The 24516-nt window shown below is 61.4% G+C and carries 18 protein-coding genes and 1 tRNA gene; 8 read left to right on the top strand and 11 right to left on the bottom strand.

Annotated elements, in window-relative coordinates; translation table 11 throughout:
* Complete coding sequence (locus tag FJ417_RS10880; protein ID WP_140783396.1) at positions 1–2874, top strand: glycosyltransferase family 1 protein; 2874 nt, start codon at positions 1–3, stop codon at positions 2872–2874.
* Positions 2875–2888: 14 nt separating this feature from the next.
* Here the strand turns inward: FJ417_RS10880 and FJ417_RS10885 are convergent, their stop codons facing one another.
* The gene (locus tag FJ417_RS10885; protein WP_140783397.1) at positions 2889–3824 is read right to left on the bottom strand and encodes a hypothetical protein; all 936 of its coding nucleotides are present in this window, start codon (positions 3822–3824) and stop codon (positions 2889–2891) included.
* 285 nt (positions 3825–4109) lie between these two features.
* On the opposite strand from FJ417_RS10885, the gene FJ417_RS10890 reads away from it, so the two are divergent.
* Positions 4110–5171 carry a class I SAM-dependent methyltransferase gene (locus tag FJ417_RS10890; RefSeq protein ID WP_181183197.1) on the top strand — a complete coding sequence of 354 codons (1062 nt, stop codon included), beginning with the start codon at positions 4110–4112 and terminating at the stop codon, positions 5169–5171.
* 8 nt (positions 5172–5179) lie between these two features.
* On the opposite strand, the gene FJ417_RS10895 is transcribed toward FJ417_RS10890, so the two are convergent.
* The 5 genes from FJ417_RS10895 to FJ417_RS10915 all read right to left on the bottom strand — a co-directional run bounded on the left by FJ417_RS10895 (position 5180) and on the right by FJ417_RS10915 (position 10814).
* The gene (locus FJ417_RS10895) at positions 5180–6760 is read right to left on the bottom strand and encodes a hypothetical protein (RefSeq protein ID WP_140783399.1); all 1581 of its coding nucleotides are present in this window, start codon (positions 6758–6760) and stop codon (positions 5180–5182) included.
* Between the two features lie 478 nt (positions 6761–7238).
* A complete protein-coding gene (locus FJ417_RS10900; RefSeq protein WP_246687428.1) occupies positions 7239–8285 on the bottom strand; it encodes a class I SAM-dependent methyltransferase in 1047 nt (348 codons plus the stop codon).
* 20 nt (positions 8286–8305) lie between these two features.
* The gene (locus tag FJ417_RS10905; RefSeq protein ID WP_246687429.1) at positions 8306–9229 is read right to left on the bottom strand and encodes a hypothetical protein; all 924 of its coding nucleotides are present in this window, start codon (positions 9227–9229) and stop codon (positions 8306–8308) included.
* Positions 9190–9831, bottom strand: a complete 642-nt coding sequence (locus tag FJ417_RS10910; RefSeq protein WP_140783400.1) for a class I SAM-dependent methyltransferase — start codon at positions 9829–9831, stop codon at positions 9190–9192. Before FJ417_RS10910 ends, FJ417_RS10905 begins: the two co-directional genes overlap by 40 nt.
* Positions 9828–10814 carry a glycosyltransferase family 2 protein gene (locus tag FJ417_RS10915; RefSeq protein ID WP_140783401.1) on the bottom strand — a complete coding sequence of 329 codons (987 nt, stop codon included), beginning with the start codon at positions 10812–10814 and terminating at the stop codon, positions 9828–9830. Before FJ417_RS10915 ends, FJ417_RS10910 begins: the two co-directional genes overlap by 4 nt.
* Before the next feature lie 240 nt (positions 10815–11054).
* Between FJ417_RS10915 and FJ417_RS10920 the strand changes: the two genes are divergently transcribed.
* From FJ417_RS10920 to FJ417_RS10930, 3 genes are all read left to right on the top strand, one after another.
* Entirely contained in the window at positions 11055–12179 is a 1125-nt protein-coding gene (locus FJ417_RS10920) for a glycosyltransferase family 1 protein (protein WP_140783402.1), read from the top strand.
* Entirely contained in the window at positions 12176–13294 is a 1119-nt protein-coding gene (locus FJ417_RS10925) for a glycosyltransferase (protein ID WP_140657130.1), read from the top strand. Before FJ417_RS10920 ends, FJ417_RS10925 begins: the two co-directional genes overlap by 4 nt.
* Before the next feature lie 101 nt (positions 13295–13395).
* Positions 13396–13470 (top strand) — tRNA-Gln (locus FJ417_RS10930).
* Between the two features lie 159 nt (positions 13471–13629).
* On the opposite strand, the gene FJ417_RS10935 is transcribed toward FJ417_RS10930, so the two are convergent.
* Positions 13630–14547, bottom strand: a complete 918-nt coding sequence (locus tag FJ417_RS10935) for an acetamidase/formamidase family protein (RefSeq protein ID WP_140783403.1) — start codon at positions 14545–14547, stop codon at positions 13630–13632.
* A gap of 226 nt (positions 14548–14773) precedes the next feature.
* Here FJ417_RS10935 and FJ417_RS10940 point away from each other — a divergent pair, with 226 nt between their 5' ends.
* On the top strand, positions 14774–16486 hold the full coding sequence (locus FJ417_RS10940) for an HAD family hydrolase (protein ID WP_140783404.1): 1713 nt from the start codon (positions 14774–14776) through the stop codon (positions 16484–16486).
* 30 nt (positions 16487–16516) lie between these two features.
* Here FJ417_RS10940 and smc read toward each other — a convergent pair whose 3' ends face one another.
* The 3 genes from smc to FJ417_RS10955 form a co-directional block, all read right to left on the bottom strand.
* Positions 16517–19978: a chromosome segregation protein SMC gene (gene smc / locus FJ417_RS10945; RefSeq protein WP_140783405.1), complete on the bottom strand. Its 3462-nt coding sequence runs from the start codon at positions 19976–19978 to the stop codon at positions 16517–16519.
* A 63-nt stretch (positions 19979–20041) separates the two neighbouring features.
* The gene (locus FJ417_RS10950) at positions 20042–20788 is read right to left on the bottom strand and encodes a DsbA family protein (protein ID WP_140783406.1); all 747 of its coding nucleotides are present in this window, start codon (positions 20786–20788) and stop codon (positions 20042–20044) included.
* Between the two features lie 154 nt (positions 20789–20942).
* Entirely contained in the window at positions 20943–21452 is a 510-nt protein-coding gene (locus FJ417_RS10955) for a DUF721 domain-containing protein (protein WP_140783407.1), read from the bottom strand.
* A gap of 33 nt (positions 21453–21485) precedes the next feature.
* Between FJ417_RS10955 and mutY the strand changes: the two genes are divergently transcribed.
* Entirely contained in the window at positions 21486–22658 is a 1173-nt protein-coding gene (gene mutY / locus FJ417_RS10960) for an A/G-specific adenine glycosylase (protein ID WP_140783408.1), read from the top strand.
* On the top strand, positions 22655–23266 hold the full coding sequence (locus FJ417_RS10965; RefSeq protein ID WP_140657140.1) for an HAD family phosphatase: 612 nt from the start codon (positions 22655–22657) through the stop codon (positions 23264–23266). The genes mutY and FJ417_RS10965 overlap by 4 nt, the downstream gene beginning before the upstream one ends.
* Positions 23267–23320: 54 nt before the next feature.
* Here FJ417_RS10965 and FJ417_RS10970 read toward each other — a convergent pair whose 3' ends face one another.
* Entirely contained in the window at positions 23321–24454 is a 1134-nt protein-coding gene (locus tag FJ417_RS10970; RefSeq protein ID WP_140783409.1) for a site-specific DNA-methyltransferase, read from the bottom strand.
* Positions 24455–24516: the final 62 nt, after the last annotated feature.

The raw sequence follows: 24516 nt of genomic DNA on the forward strand, positions 1-24516 counted from the left end.
ATGCGACTTTGGGTCGACGGCCAGTGCCTGCAAACGGCGAGCCGCCTGCGCGGGATCGGGCGCTATGTGACGGAGCTCATCGGCGCCATCGCCAGGCAGCACCCCGAGGTCGAGCTGTTGATTTCATTCAACGCGGCGATGCCCGACGAGGCCCTGCTCGCCAGGGAAGCCGTGAGGGAATTGATTGCCCCCGACAATATTCACGTCTGGCACGGGGCTGCCCGGTCGGGAGAGGCCATCGAAGGCTATACGACCGAACGGCGCCACAGCGAATTCGCGCTGGCCCATCATGTCAACTGCCTGGCACCCGACGTTGCGCTCTCCACCAGCCCGTTCGAGGGGGCAGGTGATCCCAGCGTACCCCTGCTTCCGGATCGCCTTTGCGCCGCGCCAATTGCTTCGATCTTTTATGATGCTATTCCATACCGCTTCAGCGATCTGTATCTCGATACAAATCCCAACAGAGAATATTATAAAAGAAGGCTCGAATCCCACAAAAGGTATGACTTAAACCTTTGTATTTCCGCGTTCTCGCAAGCAGAGCTCAAGGACATACTCGGGCAGGTTCCATCCCAGAACATCTCCGCCGGAATTTCGTCGGGCTTCATTCGCCTGCATGGCCAGACCAATTCCAGTTTAGCTTTTCCGGGTAATTTTGTTTTGTATGTTGGAGCGCTTGACGGGAGGAAGAACGTAAAGACCCTGATCGACGCCTTTCAGCTCTTAGACAAGCGGTGGCCGGACAACCGGTTGAGCCTGGTGCTGGCGGGCGACGCGCCGCGCCATTTGCTTAGCGGCCTCACCTCTCGCTGGCTGGAATTGGGTCTTACGCCTGAGCGTTTGATGGCCTTTGGCCATGTATCCGATGAAGATCTCGTTTCCCTCTACGAAAAGGCGGAGCTCCTCGTCCAGCCCTCACTGATGGAAGGGTTTGGACTGACCGCGCTCGAAGCCATGTATTGCGGAACCCCCGTAGTCGCCGCCCGGGCCGGCGCGCTGCCGGAAGTCGTCGGGCAGGAGGAGTTGCTTTTTGACCCGGCGTCAGCCGATCAACTGGCGGATGCGATGATACTTGCCGTCAGGGAAAAGAAACATCATCAAGCAAAGCTTTTGCTTAAGGAGCGGGCCGGTCAGTTTACCTGGGAAAAGACGGCCACAACAACGATCGAAAGTCTGGCGGGCCTCAGGCGAGCCGATGTGAGCACGATCGAAGCGTCGAGAAAGCGTATCGCCAAGACGCTCAGGAAAGAGGGAAGCCTGGAGACAACGGCTCCGACCGTTTTCAGTCTGGCGGAACCGTGGACTTCGCGAGAGGAACGTCTGTTGGTCGACGCCACGGCCACGTCGCTCATCGACCATAGAACCGGCATCCAGCGCGTGGTCACGAATATTTGCCGGGAGTTAGCTGCGGCGCCTCCTGCGAAGCAGGATAAGGTTGGCTTTGTTTTTTGCGATGACGAGTCGGGTTTCTACGAACTGAACGGTCGAAATCTTCGAGTCCCGCAGAAGCTCGATCGCAATCGGGTTTATGTCGGCGACGACACTCTGCTGATGCTTGACAGTTCTTGGCACCTTTACTCAATCCACCAACATCAATGGCGGGCGTGCAGGCTTCGCGGCGGCAACATCGTAACCTGCCTTTACGACACCGTACCGCTGTTCGCTCCGGCGATGTGCAACCCCGCCGTGCCTCCTGTTTTCGCGCACTGGCTCTCAGCCGCCCTCTCCAACTCCTCTGCTTTCATCTGTATTTCGCGGGCCGTCGCGGACGAATTGCTGGCGTTTTTGGAGGCAATCGACTTCCCGCGCCGCATGAAGGTCGGGTACTGGCAACTCGGAGCCGATTTCGGCGGCGCTCCGCCGGCCCCTACCGGTTCGGCGCCGCGAAAACAGGATGCGGCTTCATTCCTGATGGTCGGCACGCTCGAGCCGCGCAAGGGACATGCCGTCGCTCTCGCCGCCTTCGAAAAACTGTGGTCGGAAGGAAGGCAAGACCGGCTGGTTATCGTCGGCAAGCTGGGCTGGGGGGTGTCCTACCTTGCCGAACGCATCCGCTCCCACCCCGAATTCGGCCACCGCCTTTTCTGGCACGAAAAGGCCGATGATGGCCAACTGCAACAGCTCTACGCCGAATGTGACGCGCTGGTCGCGGCTTCGTTTGCCGAAGGCTTCGGCCTGCCCATTGTGGAGGCGGGCCATTTCGGCAAACCGGTAATCGCAAGCGACATAGCCGTCTTCCGCGAAGTCGGCCAGGGCGCCGCGAAAGCCTATTTTTTCGAAACCGGCAATTCCGAAGCGATGGCCGACCAGGTGCGGCGATTTACGACCGACAAAACACCGCAAGGGAGAGAACACCACGCAGCGGCATGGCCGACCTGGGCGGAAAGCGCGCAGCAGTTGCGGGACGTGGTGCTGGGTGACAGGTGGTACAAGACCTACGAGCCGCGCTCGCCAAAGCCGTTCGCACCGCCTTCGTACCTTGGCCGTACGAAGATGACCAAGCCGCTGCCGCCGGAAGGAAGAGAGCATCGCTTGCGCCTGGTCGAGGGTCCCTACCCCACCGACGACGCGAAGGCCCTGAAGGCGATCGTCGCCGTCTCCAACCTCAGCCCCGAAGTCTGGTCGAGCGCCGGCAAGGAAGACGGCTCCTTAGCGATAGCGCTAAGCTACCATCTGCTCAACGGCGAAGGCGGCGATTTGTTTTACGACAATCCGCGTACGCCAATCCCGCTCGTGCTGCCGCCGGGCGAGACGATCCTTCTTCCGATTCTGGTGCCGATGGAGTGGAAAGCGCGGGGCGCCGAATTCATGGATATCGAACTGGTGCAAGAAGGGGTGGCCTGGTTTGGCAGCCCGCTACGTGTGCCTTTGTAAAATTGAAGAGCCGCTTATTTGCGCCGGACAATGGTGATTCCAACCGAAGTCGAGACATAACCCTCAAGCAACAGTTTTAAATGAGGATTGTGCTGGTACGGCGGTACGTCAATATGGTGATCCACGGGCGAAGCGGGAGCGGCAATTCGGAGTGGTTGCATCTCATGGCCCATTGCTTGGATTTCGGCCTCAAACGTTTGAAGGTCCGCTAAACGGTACAGGACCGTCCCCCCCGTCTCCACAGTTTCTGTGTTCGAAGAAAGGTTCAGCTCCGTCGTATGGCACGCAACACCGCCCACTCTTAGAGTGGATATGCTGTTCTTTATGAAATCGAGGCCAAGTTTCAGGCTTCCGAGATGTTCCAGGCAGCAAGCGGACCAGCAAAAGTCGTATTCTGCTAATTCTTCGCCAATATTATTCATATCTACATTTTGATACTGCACAAGTTTCTTGAATTCATCTGGGGAAATGACCCCATCGTAATTCAAATCCATAACGTCTCTACCATACTCCTTTGACCCGGCCCAATGTTCGCCTATCTCAGGTGGAGCATCGGTTGCCATGATTTTACATCCTGAGGCAGCAAAAATCGCCGGCAATTTTTCCTGACCGACACCGAAGCACAGACCCCGGGTTCCAGGCGAAATTTTCTTCAGCTTTCGCAGCTGAAAATCGATGTACGCATACTCCCAAAGCTTGCGATGCATCTGAAACGGGTGACCCAACCTAGCCAGCATATCGCCAAATAGGGGATGATAAAAATCGCTTGCGACCGGATGGGAATACTCCATGTACGGCTCCGACCCGCTTCTGGCAAAAACCTCGGTCGGCAAATAAAAGTCACCGTGCATCGCGCTTTCCGCTCTCTTCTCTTCTGGGGCCGGCGACCCCTGGATCTTGGAACCTGGATTAATCCCTAAATACCGCCAAATCCGCGTCATATTTCCCATCTCTGTATCAGTCGATTTTAACTCTTCGAACTGCGCACCAGATATCTCTTGCTCGGGCGATTAACGTTATCCAATACGCACGCAAGGGCGTCTAGTAGCCAATGTTGAGGAGGCCGCAGCTTCACAGGAGCGACCGGGATTGACGGCAGCGGCAGTGGATGCAAATCGTGCTTGGTACTGGTCATTAAATTTCGCTCGTGCAAAAAAACGAGGACGGCTCGAATGTTCTTGCGGCGACTCCAAGGCCGGCTCGCCACGTCGCGGGTCGGGCAGAAACCGGAACGCATGATCGAACGCCACGATATCATCGCCGGTTACAAAGAACTGCTCGATCGCTCCCCCGAGTCTGACGCCGTGGTGACGGCGCATTTAGCCACTCACACAAGCGTCGAAGCGTTTCGAGCGAGTCTACGACAATCCCCCGAATACCTCATAAAAAGCGGCGCGCCTCGCAAAAGCCCCAAGACGACACAGGACTGGCGGCAAACGAAGATAATTACGCGGAACACTCTCGATTCGTTCGTAGCAAGTTCCGACAATGTTGGGCCGCCAGGCTCCCCTCAGACCGATGAGTTCTGGCGTGGAACTCATTATGCTCCTGAGACTAAGGTAAATCAGAAGCTGGATCCGTTCGGCGAGGAATATGTTGCGCAACAGATTGAGCTTTATAAGGAAATCTCTGTGCGTGACTTGAACCAGCAAGCCAATGAGCTGACCGATTTCATTCTGGCCGACCATGTTGCCGGCGCGAACCCATACACGCTTTTTCCGCCCACTTCGGTAGCACTACACACGGTACGAGTCTCGCGCGCTGTTCAATATTCTGGACTAATGTCTGGCGATCACGTTCTGGACATGGGCTGCGGCTGGGGTACGAGCTGCGAGCTGATGGCCTTTTGTGGGCTTGAAGTCACCGGTCTCGATATCAATCCGCGCTTCGTCGAACTGGTCAACACAAGGGCGAAGCGTATCGGGCACAAAGTTGGAGCGGTGCAAGGCAGCTTCGAGGACATTCCCGGCGACAGCCTGTATGACGCCGCGCTCTACTATGAAAGCCTGCACCATGCGGTTAAGCCATGGGAGACGCTGTCGCTGGTCCACAGCAGGCTGAAGGCCGGCGGCAAGCTGATGCTGGCGGGCGAACCGGTTAACGATATGTGGAAGCATTGGGGCATTCGCACCGACCCGCTGTCCGTCTATTGCATTCGCAAGTTCGGCTGGTTTGAAAGCGGCTGGAGCGCCGATTTCATCTCAAGATGCGTAAAACGATGCGGCTTCGAGATCGAGCATTTCGAGGCCGAGCCAGGCTCGATTGGTTGGATCATGATCGCCCGCAAGGCAGGCTAGTTGCAGGATCAGCGTGCGGCTTGCGTTATGATTGCGCCGACGCCGAGATCGCGTGTCCGTCTCGTTATTCCGGTAGTGGTGGAAAGTGCTGTCACGACAGCACCTGTGGCGCAGTCCTTTGGGCTGTAGGAAAAGTCGTCGGGATCAACGACGCCCGAGAACGTCGTTTCGTCGCCACAGGTGACCTTGACCATTACTAGGTCATCGAGAGGGATATCAAGTTCTTCGCCGGCCGAATTGAAATAGTGCAGGCTCAAATGGCAGGAATCGCCATTGCAATCCTGCTCGCCGGTTGCCTTCGCGATATAGGTGCTGTCCAGCCGAACAAACCCATAGATCGCGGGGACCACTTGCAACCCCCCGATCGCGATAAGCGCCATCGCGAAAACAGCGACTGCCCGCCTGACGAGCGACAGGTATCCGGCCTCAAGTATATGCAGAATGGCGATCATTAGGAGGAGTGACGGCGTGAAGAGTTCCCGCGCAAATCCGTACTTCAGCTGATCCCCCCCGCCGACGATGAAGCACATATAGACGAAGGTGATCCCGTAGGCGCCACCGATACTGACGAACAGAACCGGATCCGTGAAGACTGACCTCAGCACGCGGGGCCATGCAAGTAGCAGTGGCAGTCCCACAATCGTCGTCGCAACGAAGAACGGGATCTGCAGCGCGAAGGGTTTCCACCAGTTCATCAGTGTCGGGTCTGGTTGGAAAATGAATGGCGTGCCGGCCGTATAATTAACCTCGCTGCAGATTGAGTAGAAACAAGGATCAATGAAGAATTGCACGAACTTCACCGGAAAATCCTTGATCCGGAGCACCGATCCTTTGAAAGACTCTGGATCCATGCCACCGGCATATTGCGTATATACATGAACGTGACCAAGAACGATACCGTGCAAACTATAGCCAACTGTAGCAAAAACTAGAAACATTGCGGCTGAACCGAGCAGGCTAATCTTCGAAATCCTGCGGAAATTGATCAGCGACCAGACCATGGCGTAGGTCACCAACAGCGAACCAAGCGCCAGCGCCTCAAACGCTCGGATCGACGCGAGGATACCGAAGGCTGCGCCAGCCGCGCCGATAACCATCGGTGTTTTGCGCCTATTCGACAGCAGCAAGACGAAAGCGACTGCCGGAAGCGCCGCGACAAAATGCGACCACGGCACACCCGACTGATAAAGGTACAGGGTCGAGGTCACGAAGATGGCGAACACCGCCGTCGATAGGGGGAAACGCGAGATATCGAACGGCGCACGCATACCGTAAACGAACGCTGGAAGCGCGATGGCCGCCGCCGCGCAAACCCGGTTGAGGAAAACAAGCGCTCCAATTGAATCGAGCGCGAATGCGCTTTTGAGTGTCTGGACCGCCGCTAGATAACCCGGCCCCATATAATTTTGTGCAGTGGCCCACGCCGCCTGACCTTGATCTGCCGCCATCAGGAGTGTCAGGTATTCTTTCTGATCGTACCAAACCTGGGCGATTTGATAGGCTTGGCCGAACCTAGGAAAGAGCAGGCACACAATCATCAGCCCGGCGAAGGCGGCCGGCTTCCGTAAATCCACGTTCCACAGCCACATGTCAGCGGTCTAGGATGGTAGGATTTCGGTAATGTCGTCGCCGCCAGAGGCTGCGCCGACGAAGGCCACTTCGAACGCAAGCACCCCTGCAATGAAGCGAACGTCCGCCAAAGTCGGTCGCGCGTGCGACCATTTTTCAAATTCAAACATGCCTTGCAGTATGGCGCGGGGCCGCTATCGTCAAGACCATCCGTAACTGTCGATTGCTGCCGATTGGTTTGCACCTGAAGAAAGAGTTGCGCTTGATGGGTGACGCGTCGCTGGCTGCCGCGGAAAAAGCTGGATAAGCAGGAACGATCGCGATCAGGAACGAACGGACATCGATAAAATGGGAGCGCGGCAACCCTGATGGCTACAACGAATTCGCCACCATCCGCGATCGCGCTCTTCAAGTGAGGCGCGTAAAATTGATCGGCATACCACCCAGAGTTCCCCATACAGTCTGAAACCCCAAGTGTCTCAGCGAGTTGCCGTGGCCTTACGTGGTGCCGGCATTCCACCAACCCTGAACGCCATCCACCAGAATTTGCGGCTGCCCGTCGGCCAGCCTGATAATGGCGGGGCGCTCCATCTCGAGCTTCCAGCCATGGCTTAGAAGTGTGCTCATGATCCGGCCCTCGATCTGGCGTGAATGCGTCCCGATAACGATGTAGCGGACAAACCGGTTGAGATCGGCGATGGCGGCGGCGATGAAATCTGCCTCGCCGCCCTGGATATCGATATGCAGCAGATCGACCGGCTCGTTCTTGACGACTTCGGACAGAGGAAAAGCATCGAGCCGTTGATAATCGCCGGACGCCGACGCCTCCTGGATCTGTCTGGGCGTCGCATTCAGGATCGGCTCGGAGCCCCAGGATGCGCCCGCATTTTCGACCACGGGAAAAAGCGCCACGCCTTTTTGCGGCGCGGCGACGCCATGGATGATGCGGTACTCACCGCCTGAAAAGCCATTGGCGGCCATCGCCTCGTGGGCATAGGCCACATGCTCGCTGTCGCCTTCGATGCCGATCAGTTCGACCGCAAGTCCCTTGTGGCGCGCGGCGGCACCGGTGTTGTTCAGCCAACACCCCCAACCGCATCCAAGTTCCACCACGCGGAACCGGTCCGACGCGAGGTCGACCGCTCTGAGCGTGGCCGCCCACTCGGCAATGTCGGCATGCCAGTTGGCGGGGATAGGCACTGGCTCAATGCTCCCCGCCTTGCCGTCAAGAATGCCCGGAAAGAACCGGGGTGAAATTTTGACACCAAGAAAATTCGTCACGTAAGACGGATCCGGCTGCAGGTCGGTCCGCGCATGGCTGTTGATGGTGCCCATCGCATCGAAACCGCAGTTGTAGTGGAAGAATATACTGCCCTGCTCCGCCCCCCTTGATCGCAAATGCGCGTTCTCCCGATATAAAACATCGCGTTGGGCCAGAAGATCGGCACGATCCTGCCACAACCTCCTGATCTGCGGGATTCTGAGCGCAGCGGTCTTGAGCATTGTCGTCGCCTCTCGTGATTTACCCTGAACGGCCAGCATCATCCAACGATCTGCTGCGTTCTTCAGCCTCGTTCATCGCCTGTTCGATAGAAATACCCGGCGATCTGCCCGCCGGCAAAAAAAAGAAGATCGCCCAGCACAGTGATGATCCGCCCGATCACCACCGCCAGCAGGATGATCGGACCAGTGCTCAAACCGCCGAGAAGGACGAGCAGGATCGCCTCCCTGATGCCTATGCCTGCCGGCGCGCCCGGCGTGACTAGACCCACGAGCCAGGCAACCACATAGGCGCCGGCTATTGCAGGGTAGAGCGCCACGCGGCCGGTGCCCCCCGCCAGATCGCAGGCCGCGGCAAAGACCACACCCGAGAGCGCCAGGAAGGCGAGATAGAAGACCGCGGCCGCGCCAAAATCCGCACCGCCGGCACGAACGGCCACGCAAAGCACGATAGCCACTGCCGCTATGAAAGAAATCCACCCGAGCCAATTCGGCAGGCCGGTCAGGACCAGCGGCAACACAAGTGGCGAAAAGAGAACCCCACCGGCGACGAGAAAGGCAAGTTCGTGAAGGGTGGACTTGACCAGCGGTCCGTTGCCGATACCGGCCGCCAGACCGATCGCCTGCCGTCCCGCGAACTGGAAGATATTGCCGGGAACGTATTTGGCCAATTGCGAGACAGCGTAAGCGCGAACGGCCCAAGACCGTGAAACCTGAACGCCAGCGTGATGCATGAGGTGCCGCCAGCCGAGAGCCAGCAGCAGGTTGGACGCTCCATAGACGCCCGCCAGGGCCGCGATGGCGGCGTAACTACCAGCTCCCATTCGGCGAAAGTCGATCTCTCCGGCGTAGCCGTGGAGCCTGATCCCCACGAACACGACACCGGCCAACCCCAGGAAAGCCCCAATGCGGCCAAGCCAGGTCTTGGCACGCGGGCCAAGCGCCATCGTCAATGCCTTTTCTTCGGCTTGCAGTGCAACATCGTCCACGGAAGCGGCGACACGACCTCGACGACCTCAAAAAATTGGGACGCCAGCGAGACGAAACTGCCCTGCGACCAGTGCTGCAGATGACCCGGCGTGTTTCCCAGCGCCGACACGTATTTGCCGCGCGCCAGATTGAGGATCCGCCAAAGCGGCTCGCGAGGCACACTCAGGATAAGGTCCGAAGTCGTTATACGCTGCAGCGCCTGCAGCGCCTGTTGCGGCTTCTCGAGATGCTCCATCACCTCGCAGCATACGATCAGGTCTGCGCTGTCGCGTTCTGCCACGACATCATAGATGCTGCGGACGGCAAAACGTCCCGGATCCATGTCGCGCCCGCGAGCATTCGCCTTCGCCATGTCGATGACTTGTCTCGAGAAGTCCGTGCCACGCGCGTCAATGCCCTCACCAAGCCAGCGGATGATCCAATATCCTTCTCCGCATCCGACCTCGTGAATAGTGCCGGGCTTAACTTTCGCCACCAGCCCGGAAAGCGCGTTGTCGAAACCTTCGACCATCCGGCGCGCGATCGGGTTTCGCGTGCCATATTTGTCGTAGGTGTTACCGATAACGATGCCGTCTTCTGCCTGTCCGCCAGCCACCTTCATGTCCAGCCCTTCCTTTCGTTCGAGGCAGAAGATTCGTTGCCGGCTTGTCCCTGCATGACGCGCTGTGTGTAGCGGATGTCTTCGAGAAGTTTGCGATTGGCAGCGATCACGTCGGCCAGGAAGGCGACCAGAAGGGACTGGAAGCCCATGGTCAGAAGCACGCCCGCCAGAACAACTGATTGAACATGGCCGCTGACGCCTTCCGTCAGATAAAAATAAAGGAAGCGCAACCCGATCAGGAAGCCCAGTCCGAAGAGCACGGCCGCCACGGCACCGAAGAACCGCGCCGGCTGATAGATGACGAAAATGCGCACGATCGTGAAGACCGAACGCTTCAGATAGGAGGGGATGCTCTTGACCAGCCGTGACGGCCGCAAGTCGCCGTTGACGCGGACCGGCACGGAAACCACGCGCATGTTCTTGCGCCCGGCCTGGATAATGGTTTCCAGCGTGTAGGTGTAGTTGCTGAATACGATCAGCCGCTGCGCGGCGTTCCTCGATATCGCACGAAAGCCGCTCGGGGCGTCCCGCACGTCGGTCTTGCTGGTCACTCGGACCACCCAGCTGCCCAGCTTCTGCAAAAGCTTCTTGAGTGGCGAGAAGTGTTCGATCTCGGATATTGGACGCGCACCGACGACCATATCCGCCTGGCCTTCGAGTACGGGCTTGGCAAGCGACGGGATATCCTCGGCACAATACTGGTTGTCCGCGTCCGTGTTGACGATGACATCGGCCCCGCGCGCGAGGCAAGCCTCGATGCCTGTCATGAAAGCATAAGCAAGGCCACGGTTGCTGGTATGGCGCACGATGTGATCAACGCCATTTTCCTCGGCCACCTTCACGGTGCTGTCGGTGCTTCCGTCGTCGATGACCAGCCACTCGACACTGTCGAACCCCGCGATGTCGCGCGGCAGATCGGCCAGTGTCGTCGCAAGCGTCTCCGCCTCGTTGTAGCATGGGATCTGGATAATAAGTTTCGGCAGCTGTGCACTCGTCGAGTTTTGGGGCGGATACTCCGTGCATCTACCATCCTGAGGCTGAGGCGCAAGAATTTTTCCCAGATAGAGTTCGCCTCTTCCCTTCGAATCCGACTGATTTGACCGGATGTATGTTTGGAGTAGGCTCGCGACAGAGTCGAAATGGAAGAAGCATTCAAAACTGGCCCTTGGTCACACAGTGCAAGCATCCGAAATTCCTAATATAACTCGCTTCCAGAGACGATTTTGAGAATCGGCGTCGACGGCAGGAACCTCTTATCGGCCACGGATGGTATCGGCCGGTTCGTCCACAAGTCGATCAAGGCGCTGTCGGGACTCGGCGCGGAGGTTTGCGTCTACGCTCCGGCCCCGATCAATGCCGATTACGAGTTGCCGCGCGCCGTTACCTTGCGGACGGATCGATACCGATCGCTTTCAGGCCGGGCCTTGTGGGGGCAAGCGATCCTGCCGGCCTGGGCCGCGCGCGACGCGGTTGAGGTTTTCTGGGGGCCGTCCCACCGCCTGCCGCTGGTGCTGGACAGCCGGATCGCGCGGGTGGTGACCATCCACGATCTAGTCTGGCTGCATGCGCCGGAAACCATGCGTATGCGGACTTTGCTCGGCGAGCGCCTGCTGATGAAACCCGCGCTACGCCGGGCCGATGTCGTGGTGACCGATTCCGACGCCACGGCAAGCGCGTTAAAAACAGCGGTTCCGTGGCTGCAGACGCCGATCCGCACGATCGCTCCCGGCACCACGCCCCTGCCCGCGCCGGGCGGCTTTTCCAGCCTAGCGCCTCTCGGCATCGCGAGACCCTACGCGCTTTTCGTCGGCACGCTGGAGCCCCGGAAGAACCTCGGCAACCTCATCAAGGCCTACGGGTTGCTGCCTGAAAGCGTCCGCTCGGGCTGCGATCTCGTCATCGTCGGCGGCACCGGCTGGAAGCAAACCGGCCTGGCGGACGAGGTACGCCGCGGCAGCCTCGAGGAACAGATCTTCTTCACCGGCTTCGTCGACGACAGCGTGCTGTCGACGCTTTATGCGAACTGCCTCTTTCTGGCCATGCCATCGCTCTACGAGGGCTTCGGCTTCCCGATCGTCGAGGCGCAATCCTACGGCAAACCGGTGCTGACGTCGAACACGTCGTCGATGCCGGAAGTGGCCGGCGAAGGCGCCGTTCTGGTCGACCCCAGCGATGCTGCGGCGATCGCCAGTGGCTTTCGTCATCTTTGCCTCGATGCGCAATCGCGCCAAAAGCTTGCTTCCGGCGCGCGCCGCAACGTGGAGCGCTTCACCTGGAAGAATCACGCCGAAGGCATGCGGCATATCTTCGAGCAGGCCATCCGGTTAAGACGAAAGACGCCTGTTTGAAAGTCCTGCATTTCTTCAAGACATATTGGCCGGACAGCTTCGGCGGCGTCGAGCGGACCATCCATGCCATCGCCGAAAGCACGGCCGGCTATGGCATCGAAACGCAGGTGCTGTCACTGAGCAGCGCGCCTGAGGAAAACACCGGGCGGATCGACGGCCATATAGCCGTCAAAGCGAAGCTCGATTTCGAGCTGGCATCGACAGGGTTTTCGCGCGAGGTTTTTCGTAAATTCGACAGGCTCGCACGGCAATCCGACCTGGTGCACTACCATTTTCCGTGGCCGGTCATGGACATAGCGCATCTCAGATCACGCCACGGCAAGCCGGCCGTCGTCACCTACCATTCCGATATCGTCAAGCAGCGCCTGCTGCTGCCGTTCTACAATCCGCTGATGCAGCGCTTCCTTGGCGATGTCGACGCGATCGTGGCGACATCGCCCGATTATCTGGGCTCGAGCGCGACGCTGAGAAAATTCAGGGCCAAATCGCAGGTCATCCCGATCGGCATAGACCAGAGCGCCTATCCCGTGCCGACGGCTGCAGACAACGCCTGGTGCCAATCGATGGTGTCGGAGCCTTTCGTGCTCTTCGTCGGTGTGCTGCGTTATTATAAGGGGCTGGATATCCTTGTCGAGGCCGCGGACCGGGTGCGGTGCAAGATCGTCATCGCCGGGTCGGGACCGATCGGGCAGCAGTTGAAACGCCAGGCCGAAAGACTCGGCCGCGACAACGTCATCTTCCTCGGTGAAATTTCCGAACCACAGAAGATGGCCCTGCTTCACACCTGCAGCGGTTTCGTCTTCCCCTCAAACCAGCGTTCCGAGGCCTATGGCGTCTCGCTGGCGGAAGCGGCGATGTGCGGCAAGCCGATGATCTCATGCGAGATCGGAACCGGAACCTCCTATGTGAATAAGGCCGGCGTCACCGGCCTTATCGTCCCGCCTTCCGATCCCGCCCGCCTTGCCGAAGCGATCGACCGCCTGCTCGATTCGCCCGAGGAAGCGGAAAAATGGGGACGGGCGGCGCGCGAGCGGTTTTCCAACCTCTTCACCGCCGACAAGATGGGACGAGCCTATGCCGAGCTCTATCTTCGGCTAATCAATCGCCGCGCCTGAGCAGCCGGGACGAATTGCCGTCGTGTTTCATGCACAGCCGGCATTGAGCTTTGCTCCGCCTCGTCCTATAAGGCCGCGCGCAGCGGGCATGCCCCGCCTGCTGGGGCGTCGCCAAGTGGTAAGGCATCGGTTTTTGGTACCGACATTCCCAGGTTCGAATCCTGGCGCCCCAGCCAACTGCCATCGGCCAGTCAAAACGGATGGTATGGTTGTTGGCGCCGTGGCTTGCACTCGTGCGTTTCACGGTTTCACGGAAACAGCGAACCGCCCTACCTCTTTGTTTTGACGCAATTCCGAACGGAAAACCGCTCACGCTTTTCCTGGAATTGCTCCCGTCAGCCGGTGGAGGCCCGAAGCCATCGCTTTTCGATCAGGCAAACCATCGTATAGGCAGGGTCAAAAACGTTTCCGACGTGATACCGGACAACCTGTCCCATCAGATGCGATGCGGCAGCGGCGGACAAGCCGTGGTCACTGGTCAACCAGTCGAACATATCCGTGGTCGCGTGCTGGAGGGCCTGATCAAGCGGACGAGCATTACCAACAGAGAAAATGTGGGTCTCGTTCTCGCCACGAGGCCATGTCAACCGTCTGTTTTTTTCCACAGTCAAGCGAAGCTCAACTTCAAAGCAGGTTTCGATCCCGGTTCCAACGATCTCCCCATCGCCCTGCGCCGCATGGCAATCGCCCGCGAAGAAGAGCGCACCCTCTACGGCAACGGGGAACCAAACGGTCGCGCCGGGCCGAAACCCGCGGTAATCCATGTTCCCGCCATTTTCTGCGCTGGTCGCGGTGGAGAAAGCCTGGCCCATCGATGGCGCCACGCCGAAGCAGCCGATCATCGGCTCGACCGGCAAAATGAAGTGCTCGAGACCTGGCGGCGGCTCCTGCAACACCACAGTTCGAGCTTCCAGGTCGATCTGCCAAGTGACTTTGTCCCTTGCAGGCAGCCCACGACTAGCCTCCGGATCGACAACGTTTGCAGCCAGTGACGAGATCGTCCAGCCGGAAGAGCGGATCGGGTCCATGCGCAGGATCTCCACACGCAGCGCATCGCCAGGTGCGGCTCCCGTCACGAAGACCGGGCCGTTCATAGGGTTCGGCCCTCGTGACCGCTGCACACCGTTCTTGTCGAAGCCCTGAGCGTCGAGCGTTTCCGTCCTCACGACATCGCCGGATGCAATTGTGAGCGCCGGCGCGATCGTACCGAGGACATTGTGCCAAGTGGTGTTGGTAAGCTTGTGCGTCGCCATCAGATCGCAGTAACGAAGGCGTCGACGTACGGCAAGTGGGCGGATTGAGCTCTTCGTGGCCGATCGTTTCGTTCGCATGGGCGAGTCGCTGCGATGCGCGACGGCCTAGCGCCGGCCCGAGAAATCCAGTGCTCGACCTAAACCTTTTCCGCCTCCAGGCGTTGTTGTCCGCCAAGCCGGATACTCCCGGCGGGCGCGAAAAACAGCCGGCGGAGAGGTTAAACCGATGTATTTCATGGCATTGGCCACCGACTATGACGGCACGCTGGCGCATGATGGCCTGGTCACGGCCAGCACGATCTCGGCGCTGGAAAAGCTGAAGAAATCGGGGCGCAAGCTCATCCTGGTCACCGGCCGCGAACTGCCCGACCTCAAGGAGGTTTTTCCCGAACTTTTCCTGTTCGACAAGGTCGTCGCTGAAAACGGCGCGCTGATCTACACGCCGGCCAGCGAGGAAGAACGCACGATCTCGCCCTCGCCTTCCGTCGATCTCATCGACGGGCTCAAGAAGCGCGGCGTGAAGCCGCTGTCGGTTGGGCGCTCGATCGTCGCCACCTGGGAGCCGCACCAGGTGACGGTGCTCGACGTCATCAAGAAGCTCGGGCTGGAGCTGGAGATCATCTTCAACAAGGGCGCGGTGATGATCCTGCCCTCGGGCATCAACAAGGCAACCGGACTGGCGGCTGCGCTCGAGGACCTGAAGCTGTCGCCGCATAATGTCGTGGCCGTCGGCGACGCCGAGAACGACCACGCTTTCCTCAGGGCCTCGGGCTGCAGCGTCGCGGTGGCCAACGCGCTGCCCGCGGTCAAGGAAACCGCCGACCTTGTCACCAAGGCGCCGCGCGGCAAAGGCGTCGAGGAACTGATCCGCAAGCTGACCAAGCGCGATTATCCGCTGGCCAAAAAGCGCTCGCGCGGCGTGCTGCTCGGGACCTCACGCGGCAAGGACATCTACTTGTCGCCGATGGAAACAGTGCTGATCGCCGGCAGCTCGGGCATCGGCAAATCGACCTTGGCCACGGCGCTCACCGAGCGGCTGGTCGAAAAAGGTCTGCAATTCTGCATTTTCGACCCCGAGGGCGACTATGACGGACTGAAAGGCGCGGTGCCGCTCGGCAACGGCTCGACCGCGCCGAACAAGGAACAATTGCTGGAATTGATCGAGAAACCGCAGAACAATGTCGTGGTCAACGGCCTGGCGCTGAAGGTCGATGAGCGTCCCGATTTCTTCGCCGAATTGCTACCCGGCCTCGGCAATGTCCGCTATCGCACGGCAAGGCCGCACTGGCTGATCATCGACGAGGCGCATCATTTGATGCCCAAGCGACGCGGAGATACGCGATCCGTGCTTTCGATCGAGCTGCCCGGCACGGTGCTGATCACTGTCCATCCGGAAGCAATCTCGACCGATGCGCTCGGCCTTGTGACGGCGGTGATTGCGCTTGGGCCCAACGCGAAGGGCGTGATCAAGACCTTCTGCAAGGAAACAGGGCTCCAGGCGCCGAAGGACATTCCGCTGCCCAAGGGCGACCGGGTGCTGTTCTGGCGGCCGCATGACGACAAAAAGCCGTTCACGGTCAAGGCGGTCGAGCCCGACCAGTCGCTGAAGCGGCACAGCCGCAAATATGCCGAAGGCGAGCTCGACGAGGCGGGCAGCTTCTATTTCACCGGGCCGAAGAAGGCGATGAATCTGCGAGCTCACAATCTCATCATCTTCGCCCAGATGGCGGAAGGTATCGACGACAAGACATGGGAATACCATTTGCGCGCCGGCGATTATTCCAAATGGTTCCGCCAGCAGATCAGGGACAAGGAACTCGCCAACGAAACAGCAGACGCGGAGAAGAACAAGGCGTTGTCGGCCGACGAGAGCCGCAAGCTGGTGATCGACGCCGTGCGCCGCCGCTATACGGCGCCGGCGACGGCGCCGGAGAACTAGGATTGGTCGTTGAACGTGAGAAAGGCGAGCTCAGCTCGCCTCGCGCATCGCCTCGGCCGCTTGCAGGTCGACCGAGACCAGCTGGCTGACGCCTTGCTCGGCCATGGTGACACCGAACAGCCGGTCCATGCGCGCCATGGTGATGGGGTTGTGGGTGATGATGACGAAGCGGGTTTCGGTGGTCTTCGACATCTCGTCCATCAAATTGCAAAAGCGCTCGACATTGTGGTCGTCGAGAGGCGCGTCGACCTCGTCGAGCACGCAGATCGGCGCGGGGTTGGTGAGGAACACGGCGAAGATCAGCGACATCGCCGTCAGCGCCTGCTCGCCGCCGGAAAGCAGCGTCATGGTCTGCGGCTTCTTGCCAGGCGGACGGGCGAGGATTTCCAGCCCCGCCTCCAGCGGATCCTCGGACTCGATCAACTGCAGCTCGGCCGTGCCGCCGCCGAACAAATGCGAGAACAGCCGCTGGAAATGGCCGTTGACCACCTCGAAGGCCGACAGCAGCCGCTCGCGGCCCTCGCGGTTGAGGCTCTGGATCGCCTGGCGCAGTTTTCTAATCGCCTCGATGATGTCCTCGCGCTCGGAAACGATGGTCTCCAGCCGCTCCGACAATTCCTTCTGCTCTTCCTCGGCGCGCAGGTTGACGGCGCCGAGCCGCTCGCGCTCGATCTTCAATCGGTCGAGCTGGCGTTCGATCTCGGCCATGTCGGGCATCGGGTCGTCGGCTTCGAGGCCGGTATGCTTGATGACCAGACGCGGCGGCGTGTTGAGCGCTTCCTGGATGCGCGCCTCGACCTCGGCGCGGCGTTCATCCGCCGCGGTGAGCCGCTCCTCGGCGCGGACGCGGGTTTCGCGCGATTCGGCGAGCGACTGGATGGCGGCGGTGGCCGCCTTGTCGAGCTCGGCCTGCTTGCTCTCCGCCTCCTGCAGGCGGTCGCTCGCCGCCTGGCGCAAAGCTTCGGCCTCGGAAAGCTGCGTCAGCAGGGCGCGGCGCTTGGCGTCGATCTCGTCCGGCGCGTCGGCCAGCCTTTCGCGCTCGGCCTCGGCTTCGGCCTTGCGCTCGCCAAGGGCCGCGATCTGCGTCGAGGCATTCTCGGCGCGCTCCAGCCAGTTCTTGCGTTCGGCACCGATGGCGTCCAGCCGGCGCATGCGCGCCTCGGCTTCGCGCCGCAGCCCTTCATGCACGGCGCGCGCATCGGCGAGCGTAGCGCGGTCGCGCGAGACGTTGGCGGAGGCCTGTTCGAGCTGCAATTGCAGGTCGCCAAGATCGGGCGCGTCCTGCAACATCGCCTCGGCTTCGAGGAAAGCGGCCTGCGTCTCCTCATGGCTGTCAACAATGCGAGCGCGTGCCTCTTCAAGCGCGGCGCGCCGGCTCAACAGCTCGCCGCCGGCCTTCTCGGCCTCGGCCAGCGCGTTGCGGGCCGCATCCAGCGCATGCTGGGCGTCGCGGCCGGCCTGGCGCGCATTGCGCTCGGCATCGCTTGCCTGGCGCATCGCCTGCTCGGCATGCGTCAACGCCTCCTCGGCCTCGCGTACGACAAGCGTCGCCTGCACGGCTTCGGCATCGAGCTCCGCCAGGCGGTTCTTCTGCGCCAGCCGCAGCGCGGCGGCGGTCGGAGCGTCGGCGCTCGCCGTCAAGCCGTCCCAGCGCCAGAGCGCGCCATCGCGGCTGACCAGCCGCTGGCCGGGGGCCAGAAGCGCCTGCAACCGGCGGCCGTCGACGGCGTCGACGATGCCGATCTGCGCGAGGCGGCGGGCAAGCTGCGCCGGCGCGCGAACGACGCTGGCCAGGCTCTTCACACCTTCGGGCAGCGACGCATCGCCGGGCTGGACCGAGCTTTCGCCCCAATGTACCGGAGCGCTGCGGTCGAGCGGAACGTCGAGGTCCTCGCCAAGGGCCGCGCCAAGTGCGGTTTCGTAGCCGCGCTCGACACTGATCTGCTCCAGCACCGAAGGGAAAAGATCGCCCCCGCTGGTGGCATTGAGGATCTTCGCCAGCGTGCGCGCTTCCGTCTCGATGCGCGCCAGTTCGGCCCTTGCATCCTGCAGCGGAGGCCTTGCGGCGCTTTCAGCAGTGCGGGCCTCGGCGACGGCCTGCTCGGCGGCAATGGCACCGGCCTCGCTCTCTTCCAGCCGGGCAAGCGCATCCTCGACGAACAGCCGCTTCTCGGCCGGATCCGGCAGGCCGGAAATGCGCGCGACGATGTCGGAAAGCTCGCGGTCGACCTCGGCGAGCTGACGGGCGAAGCGATCACGGCGCTCGGCAGTCTCGCGTAGCGAGCGCTCGATCTGGTGGCGCGAGGCGGCCGCCTCGGCGCGCTCGGCGGTCAGCGCGGCAAGTTTTGCTTCGCTCTGCGAGAGCGTCGCGCCGGCCTGCTCGAAGGCGGCGCGCGTGGTCGCCTCGCGCTCGGCGGCACCGGCGTTTTCCGAATTGAGCCCGGCTTCCTCGGTGCGCAGGCGCTCCAGGATGTCGGCATTGTCTCGCACCATCCGCTCCTCGCGGGCGATGTCGGCGTCGAGCTGCTGCAGGCGGCGTTCGAGCTCGGTCTGGCGGGCGCGGATGCGGCCGGCCTCTTCCTCGATCTGGGTCTTGGCGATCGACAGGCGCTGGAAGGCGGCAGCAGCGGCGGCTTCCGCGTCGCGCAGGTCCGGCAGCCGGTGCGCTGCGATGCCCTGCTCCCTGGCCGCCGCCATCTGGTCGGCGGCGCGGTCGCCGACCAGTGTGGTGGCGACGGCAAGCGCGGAACGCGCCTCCCCTTCCTGGGTTTTTGCCAGCGTCCAGCGCAGATGCAGCAGCGTCGCTTCGGCCTTGCGGATATCAGCCGACAGGTTCTTGAAGCGCGACGCCTGGCGGGCCTGGCGCTTCAGACTCTCGATCTGGCCTTCCAGCTCGCCGACGACGTCGTCCAGCCGCTCGAGGTTCTGCTCGGCCGCCTTGAGCCGAAGCTCGGCCTCATGCCGGCGCGTGTGCAGGCCGGAGATGCCGGCGGCTTCTTCGAGCAGGGCGCGGCGGGCCTGCGGCTTGGCCTGGATCAGCTCGCCGATACGGCCCTGGCCGACCATGGAGGGCGAGCGTGCGCCGGTCGACTGGTCGGCGAACAGAAGCTGCACGTCCTTGGCGCGCGCTTCCTTGCCGTTGATGCGGTAGAGCGAGCCCGCCTCGCGCTCGATGCGGCGCGACACCTGCAGTTCATCGGCGTCGTTGAAGGCGGAAGGCGCCGTGCGGTCGGTATTGTCGAGGAAAAGCGTGACTTCGGCGGTGTTGCGCGCAGGGCGCGCGCCGGAGCCTGAGAAGATCACGTCGTCCATGCCGGACGCGCGCATGTTCTTGTAGGAGCTTTCGCCCATCACCCAGCGCAAAGCTTCGACGAGGTTCGACTTGCCGCAGCCGTTCGGCCCGACAATACCGGTAAGCCCGCGTTCGATGACGAACTCGCCGGGCTCGACAAAGGATTTGAAACCGAGGAGGCGAAGGCGCGAAAATTTCATTCGCGCCGCCCAACACTACAGGCGTGCGCGCCGAAGCCGGACCGCTTCGGCGCGGCCTGGATGTCAGAGCAGAGGGTCGATGATGGCCGACATTTCCTCAATCGACATCGCCCCTTTGTAGGTCTTTCCGTTGATGAAGAAGGTCGGCGTCGAGTCGACCTTGAACTCGTCCGCTCCGCGTTTCTGGACTGCTCTCACATCGTCCAGAAGTTTCTGGTCCGTCAAGCAGGACTCAAAGGACTCCTGTGTAAAACCGGCCAGCTTCGAGATCTGCAGCAGCGCTTCCTTGGTGTTGTTGACGCCGACCCAGCTCGGCTGCTGCTTGAACAGCACGTCGACCATGGCGAAGTAATTGTCCTTCGAGCAGCGCGCCAGCATGAAGCCGGCCTCGGCGCTCGGGTCGAACGGGAATTCGCGCAGAATGTAACGGACCTTGCCGGTGTCGATATATTTCGACTTCAACTGTGGGAAGGTGGTGTCGTTGAAATGCGCGCAATGCGGGCAGGTCATCGATGCGTATTCGACGATGGTGACCTTGGCGTCGTCCTTGCCGAGCTGCTTGTCGGGCAGCGCGCCAGGCTTGAGCAGTTCCGTCATGTCCACGGTGCCCTGCGCCTCGGGCACCTGGACCGCCGCCGGCGTGGCGGCCGGCTTGGCAGGCGTCGACGGGTTGGCCGGCTTCACATCGGCTGCCTTCGCCTCCTCGCCGGACTCGCTGCATGCGGCAAGCAGCGCCACCGCAGGAACAGCAGCCAGCGCGGTCAGAAGGTTTCTGCGAGACAAGCTTTTGCCAGACGGGGCACGGTTCATGCGAATCACCTGATATCGGTTGGATTTTGCAATGCAAGGGCTAGAAAAGGCGAGAGTTGGCGCGAATTAAGGCATCGCGATCCCCAATCCAATCGCGAAACTTGATCACAAGCATCACGAATGCGCGAGATTGGTGACGCATTCATGACGCTTCTTACGACCCTTTGGGCTTCCTTTCACCCATAATCGTGGCGCCGAGCCGCTCCAGCGAAGCGCGCAGGCCGTCATCCTCGATCTGGCCGACCAGAACCGAAAGCTTCGACTTCTCCGCCTCGCTCAGAGGGCGCGGCGCCGGCTTCGGCCGCGCCTTTTGCGAAAGCACCGGTTTTTGCAGAATCTTGATGCGGCCGACCGCGTTGAAACCCAGGAAGGCATTGACGCGGTTGATCACCTCGCCGGCCTCGTGCTGCAGATGCAACGCCGCCATGCCTTCGCAGGCGATGATCAAGGTCGCCGGCTCGAACGGATCGTCCTCGTGCAAGCGGCGCGGCCACTGGATCTTCTCCGGCCGCGAGTGGGCGGCCAGGCGCGGCCCGGCGATCTCTTCCCAGGACTGCACCAGCCCGATCGAGATACCGGCGCGCTTCTTCAGCACCGGGTCGAGGATCTCGGTGGCGAGATCGCTCACCGGAACGGGATTGCCGAAGCGCCTTTTCCCTGCCATGTGCGTTCTCCAGTTCCCCAGCTCATCCGATCAATGGCACCGCTCGATCAGACCTGCAAGGCATCACAGAAGGCCGCATTCGGCGATATCGGATCCGGAGATACCAGCAAAGCTGGATCCCCGGATATCGCCTCCCGCCTGCTTGCCTGGTATGACGCGCATCACCGCGACCTGCCCTGGCGCGTCACGCCCGCTGCGTTTGCGCGCGGTGCAAGGGCCGATCCCTATCGCGTGTGGATGTCCGAGGTGATGCTGCAGCAGACCATGGTCGAGGCGGTGAAAGCCTATTTCCGCAATTTCGTTGAGAAATGGCCGACGGTCGAAGCGTTGGCGGCGGCGCCCGCCGAGGATGTGATGAAGGCGTGGGCCGGGCTCGGCTATTATTCCAGGGCGCGCAACCTGAAAGCCTGCGCCGACCTGGTGGCGCTCCGAGGCGGCCGTTTTCCCGACACCGAGGCGGGTCTGCGCGAATTGCCCGGAATCGGCGCCTATACCGCGGCGGCGATCGCCGCGATCGCCTTCGACCGGCCAGCGGCGGTCGTCGATGGCAATGTCGAGCGGGTCGTGACCCGTCTCTATTCGATCGAAACGCCGCTCGGCGAGGCCAAGCCGCAGATCCGCGCGCTGGTCGAAAAACTGGTGCCGCAGACGCGGCCCGGGGACTTTGCCCAGGCGATGATGGATCTCGGCGCGACGATCTGCACGCCGAAGCGGCCGCGCTGCATGCTCTGCCCGATCCGCGAGGATTGCAGCGCCATTCTCACCGGCGATCCTGAACGTTTCCCGGTCCGGCTGCCGAAAGACGACAAGCCGCTGCGCAAGGGTGCCGCCTTCGTCGCCGAGCGCGAGGACGGCGCCATCCTGCTCCGCAAGCGGCCCGAGAAGGGCTTGCTCGGCGGTATGACCGAGGTGCCGACCACCGGCTGGACAGCGCGGGTTGACGGCGCCACGACGGCCGAGGCCGCGCCTTTTGTCGCCGATTGGCGCCGCGCCGGGCAGATCGGGCACGTCTTCACCCATTTCGCGCTCGAACTCGAAATCTTCCATGCCCGCGTCAAAGGCGACGCGCCGGACGGGCATTTCTGGTCGCTGGCTCATGATATTTCCGGGGAAGCGCTGCCGACTGTCATGAAAAAGGCAATCGAGGTGGCGATACCGGGCGCGACCAAGAAACCGTCGCCGCACAGTGCAAAGAGGCCTGCATGACCGAAATCCGCCATATCGTGTTCGACATCGGCAAGGTGCTGATCCATTACGATCCGGACCTTGCGTTCAGCCGGCTGATACCGGATGCCGAAGAGCGCAAATGGTTCTTCGACAATGTCTGCACCAGCGAGTGGAACATCGAGCAGGATCGCGGCCGCACATGGGAAGATGCAGAGGCGTTGCTGATCGCCGAGCATCCCGATCACGCCGAGAACATCCGTAACTTCCGCCGCCATTGGCACGAGATGGTGCCGCATGCCTATGACGACAGCGTCGCCATCATGCTCGGCCTGATCGAGCGCGGCCACGATGTGACCATGCTGACCAACTTCGCCGCCGACACGCTTGCCGAAGCACGGCAGCGTTTCGACTTTCTCAACCGGCCGCGCGGCGTGACCGTGTCGGCCGACATCCGCCAGATCAAGCCGGACCGCGCCATCTATGATCATCACGTGACTGCGTTCGGTCTCGAGCCATCCGCCACATTGTTCATCGACGATAGCCAGAAGAATGTCGACGGCGCCAGGGCCGCCGGCTGGCAGTCGGTGCTGTTCACCGACGCCAGGACGCTTAAAGCAGACCTTCAGCGGTTCGGGATTGCGGCCTGAACTGAATCGCTTGCGGCGATCCGTTGAGGTGTTGATTCAAGAGGGGCTGGCGGCTCAGGCCCCTGCCCGCTCCATGCCGAGGCGGGCGATGCGGCGCAATTCGTCGATCGGGGTCAAGCCGCCGCTGCGCTCATAGTGCCAGAAGGTCCAGCCGTTGCAGGCATCCAGCCCCTGCACTTCGGCGCCGATCTTGTGGATCGAGCCGGCGCTGTCGCCAATCGCCAGCGTGCCGTCGGCGCGCACTTTCGCCGCCCAGCGCTTCCTGGCGTCGTAAAGCGTGGCGCCCGGCGTCACCAGGCCGTTGTCGATCAGGCTGATGAAGGCGACGCGCGGCTCGGCACGCTTGCCCGAAAGCACGGTGAGGTCGGCGTTTTCCAGCGGACGCACCGCGGCGATGCGCTCATTGGCAGCGTCGATATAGGCCTGCTCGCGCTCGATGCCGACAAAATGGCGGCCAAGGCGCTTGGCGACGGCGCCAGTGGTGCCGGAGCCGAAGAAGGGATCGAGCACGACGTCGCCCGGCTTGGTCGAGGCCATCATGATACGGGCAAGCAGCGCTTCCGGCTTCTGCGTCGGATGCAGCTTGTTGCCGTTCTCGTCCTTCAGCCGCTCGCCGCCGGTGCAGATCGGGAACAGCCAGTCGGAGCGCATCTGCAGATCGTCGTTCGAGGCCTTGAGCGCTTCGTAATTGAAGGTGTAGCCCTTGGCCTTCTGGTCGCGCGAGGCCCAGATCATCGTCTCATGCGCGTTCTGAAAGCGGCGGCCGCGGAAATTCGGCATCGGGTTGGTCTTGCGCCAGACGATGTCGTTGAGGATCCAGAAGCCGAGATCCTGCATGCGGGCGCCGACGCGGAAGATGTTGTGATAGGAGCCGATGACCCAGATGGTGCCGCTGGGCTTCAGCACGCGCCGCGCCGCGAGCAGCCAGGCGCGGGTGAAGGCATCATAGGCCTCGAAACTCTCGAATTGGTCCCAGTCGTCGTCGACGGCGTCGACCTTGGACTGGTCGGGCCGGCGCAGGTCGCCGTCGAGCTGCAGATTGTAGGGCGGGTCGGCGAAGATGATGTCGACCGATTTTTCCGGCAGCTTGTCCAGCGCGGCGACGCAATCGCCCTTCAGGATCGTGTCCAGCCATTCGGACTGCTGGGGAGATTGGGAAAGCTCGTCGATAAGACGCACGGCAGACATCAAAACACCCAAAAGAACGCGTTACGGTTTACTGGCTGTTATGGTTACCGATCAGCGTAAAC

The sequence above is a fragment of the Mesorhizobium sp. B3-1-7 genome, from assembly GCF_006439385.1.
Lineage (GTDB): Bacteria > Pseudomonadota > Alphaproteobacteria > Rhizobiales > Rhizobiaceae > Mesorhizobium.

Bases quoted from the DNA above. Each gene is read 5' to 3' on its own strand.
- FJ417_RS10940 (WP_140783404.1), top strand. From the start codon at position 14,774: ATGTATTTCATGGCATTGGCCACCGACTATGACGGCACGCTGGCGCAT.
- FJ417_RS10880 (WP_140783396.1), top strand. From the start codon at position 1: ATGCGACTTTGGGTCGACGGCCAGTGCCTGCAAACGGCGAGCCGCCTG.
- FJ417_RS10910 (WP_140783400.1), bottom strand. From the start codon at position 9,831: ATGAAGGTGGCTGGCGGACAGGCAGAAGACGGCATCGTTATCGGTAAC.
- mutY (WP_140783408.1), top strand. From the start codon at position 21,486: ATGGCACCGCTCGATCAGACCTGCAAGGCATCACAGAAGGCCGCATTC.
- FJ417_RS10935 (WP_140783403.1), bottom strand. From the start codon at position 14,547: ATGGCGACGCACAAGCTTACCAACACCACTTGGCACAATGTCCTCGGT.
- FJ417_RS10970 (WP_140783409.1), bottom strand. From the start codon at position 24,454: ATGTCTGCCGTGCGTCTTATCGACGAGCTTTCCCAATCTCCCCAGCAG.
- FJ417_RS10900 (WP_246687428.1), bottom strand. From the start codon at position 8,285: ATGATGCTGGCCGTTCAGGGTAAATCACGAGAGGCGACGACAATGCTC.
- FJ417_RS10895 (WP_140783399.1), bottom strand. From the start codon at position 6,760: ATGTGGCTGTGGAACGTGGATTTACGGAAGCCGGCCGCCTTCGCCGGG.
- FJ417_RS10885 (WP_140783397.1), bottom strand. From the start codon at position 3,824: ATGGGAAATATGACGCGGATTTGGCGGTATTTAGGGATTAATCCAGGT.
- FJ417_RS10950 (WP_140783406.1), bottom strand. From the start codon at position 20,788: ATGAACCGTGCCCCGTCTGGCAAAAGCTTGTCTCGCAGAAACCTTCTG.
- FJ417_RS10965 (WP_140657140.1), top strand. From the start codon at position 22,655: ATGACCGAAATCCGCCATATCGTGTTCGACATCGGCAAGGTGCTGATC.
- smc (WP_140783405.1), bottom strand. From the start codon at position 19,978: ATGAAATTTTCGCGCCTTCGCCTCCTCGGTTTCAAATCCTTTGTCGAG.
- FJ417_RS10890 (WP_181183197.1), top strand. From the start codon at position 4,110: ATGATCGAACGCCACGATATCATCGCCGGTTACAAAGAACTGCTCGAT.
- FJ417_RS10955 (WP_140783407.1), bottom strand. From the start codon at position 21,452: ATGGCAGGGAAAAGGCGCTTCGGCAATCCCGTTCCGGTGAGCGATCTC.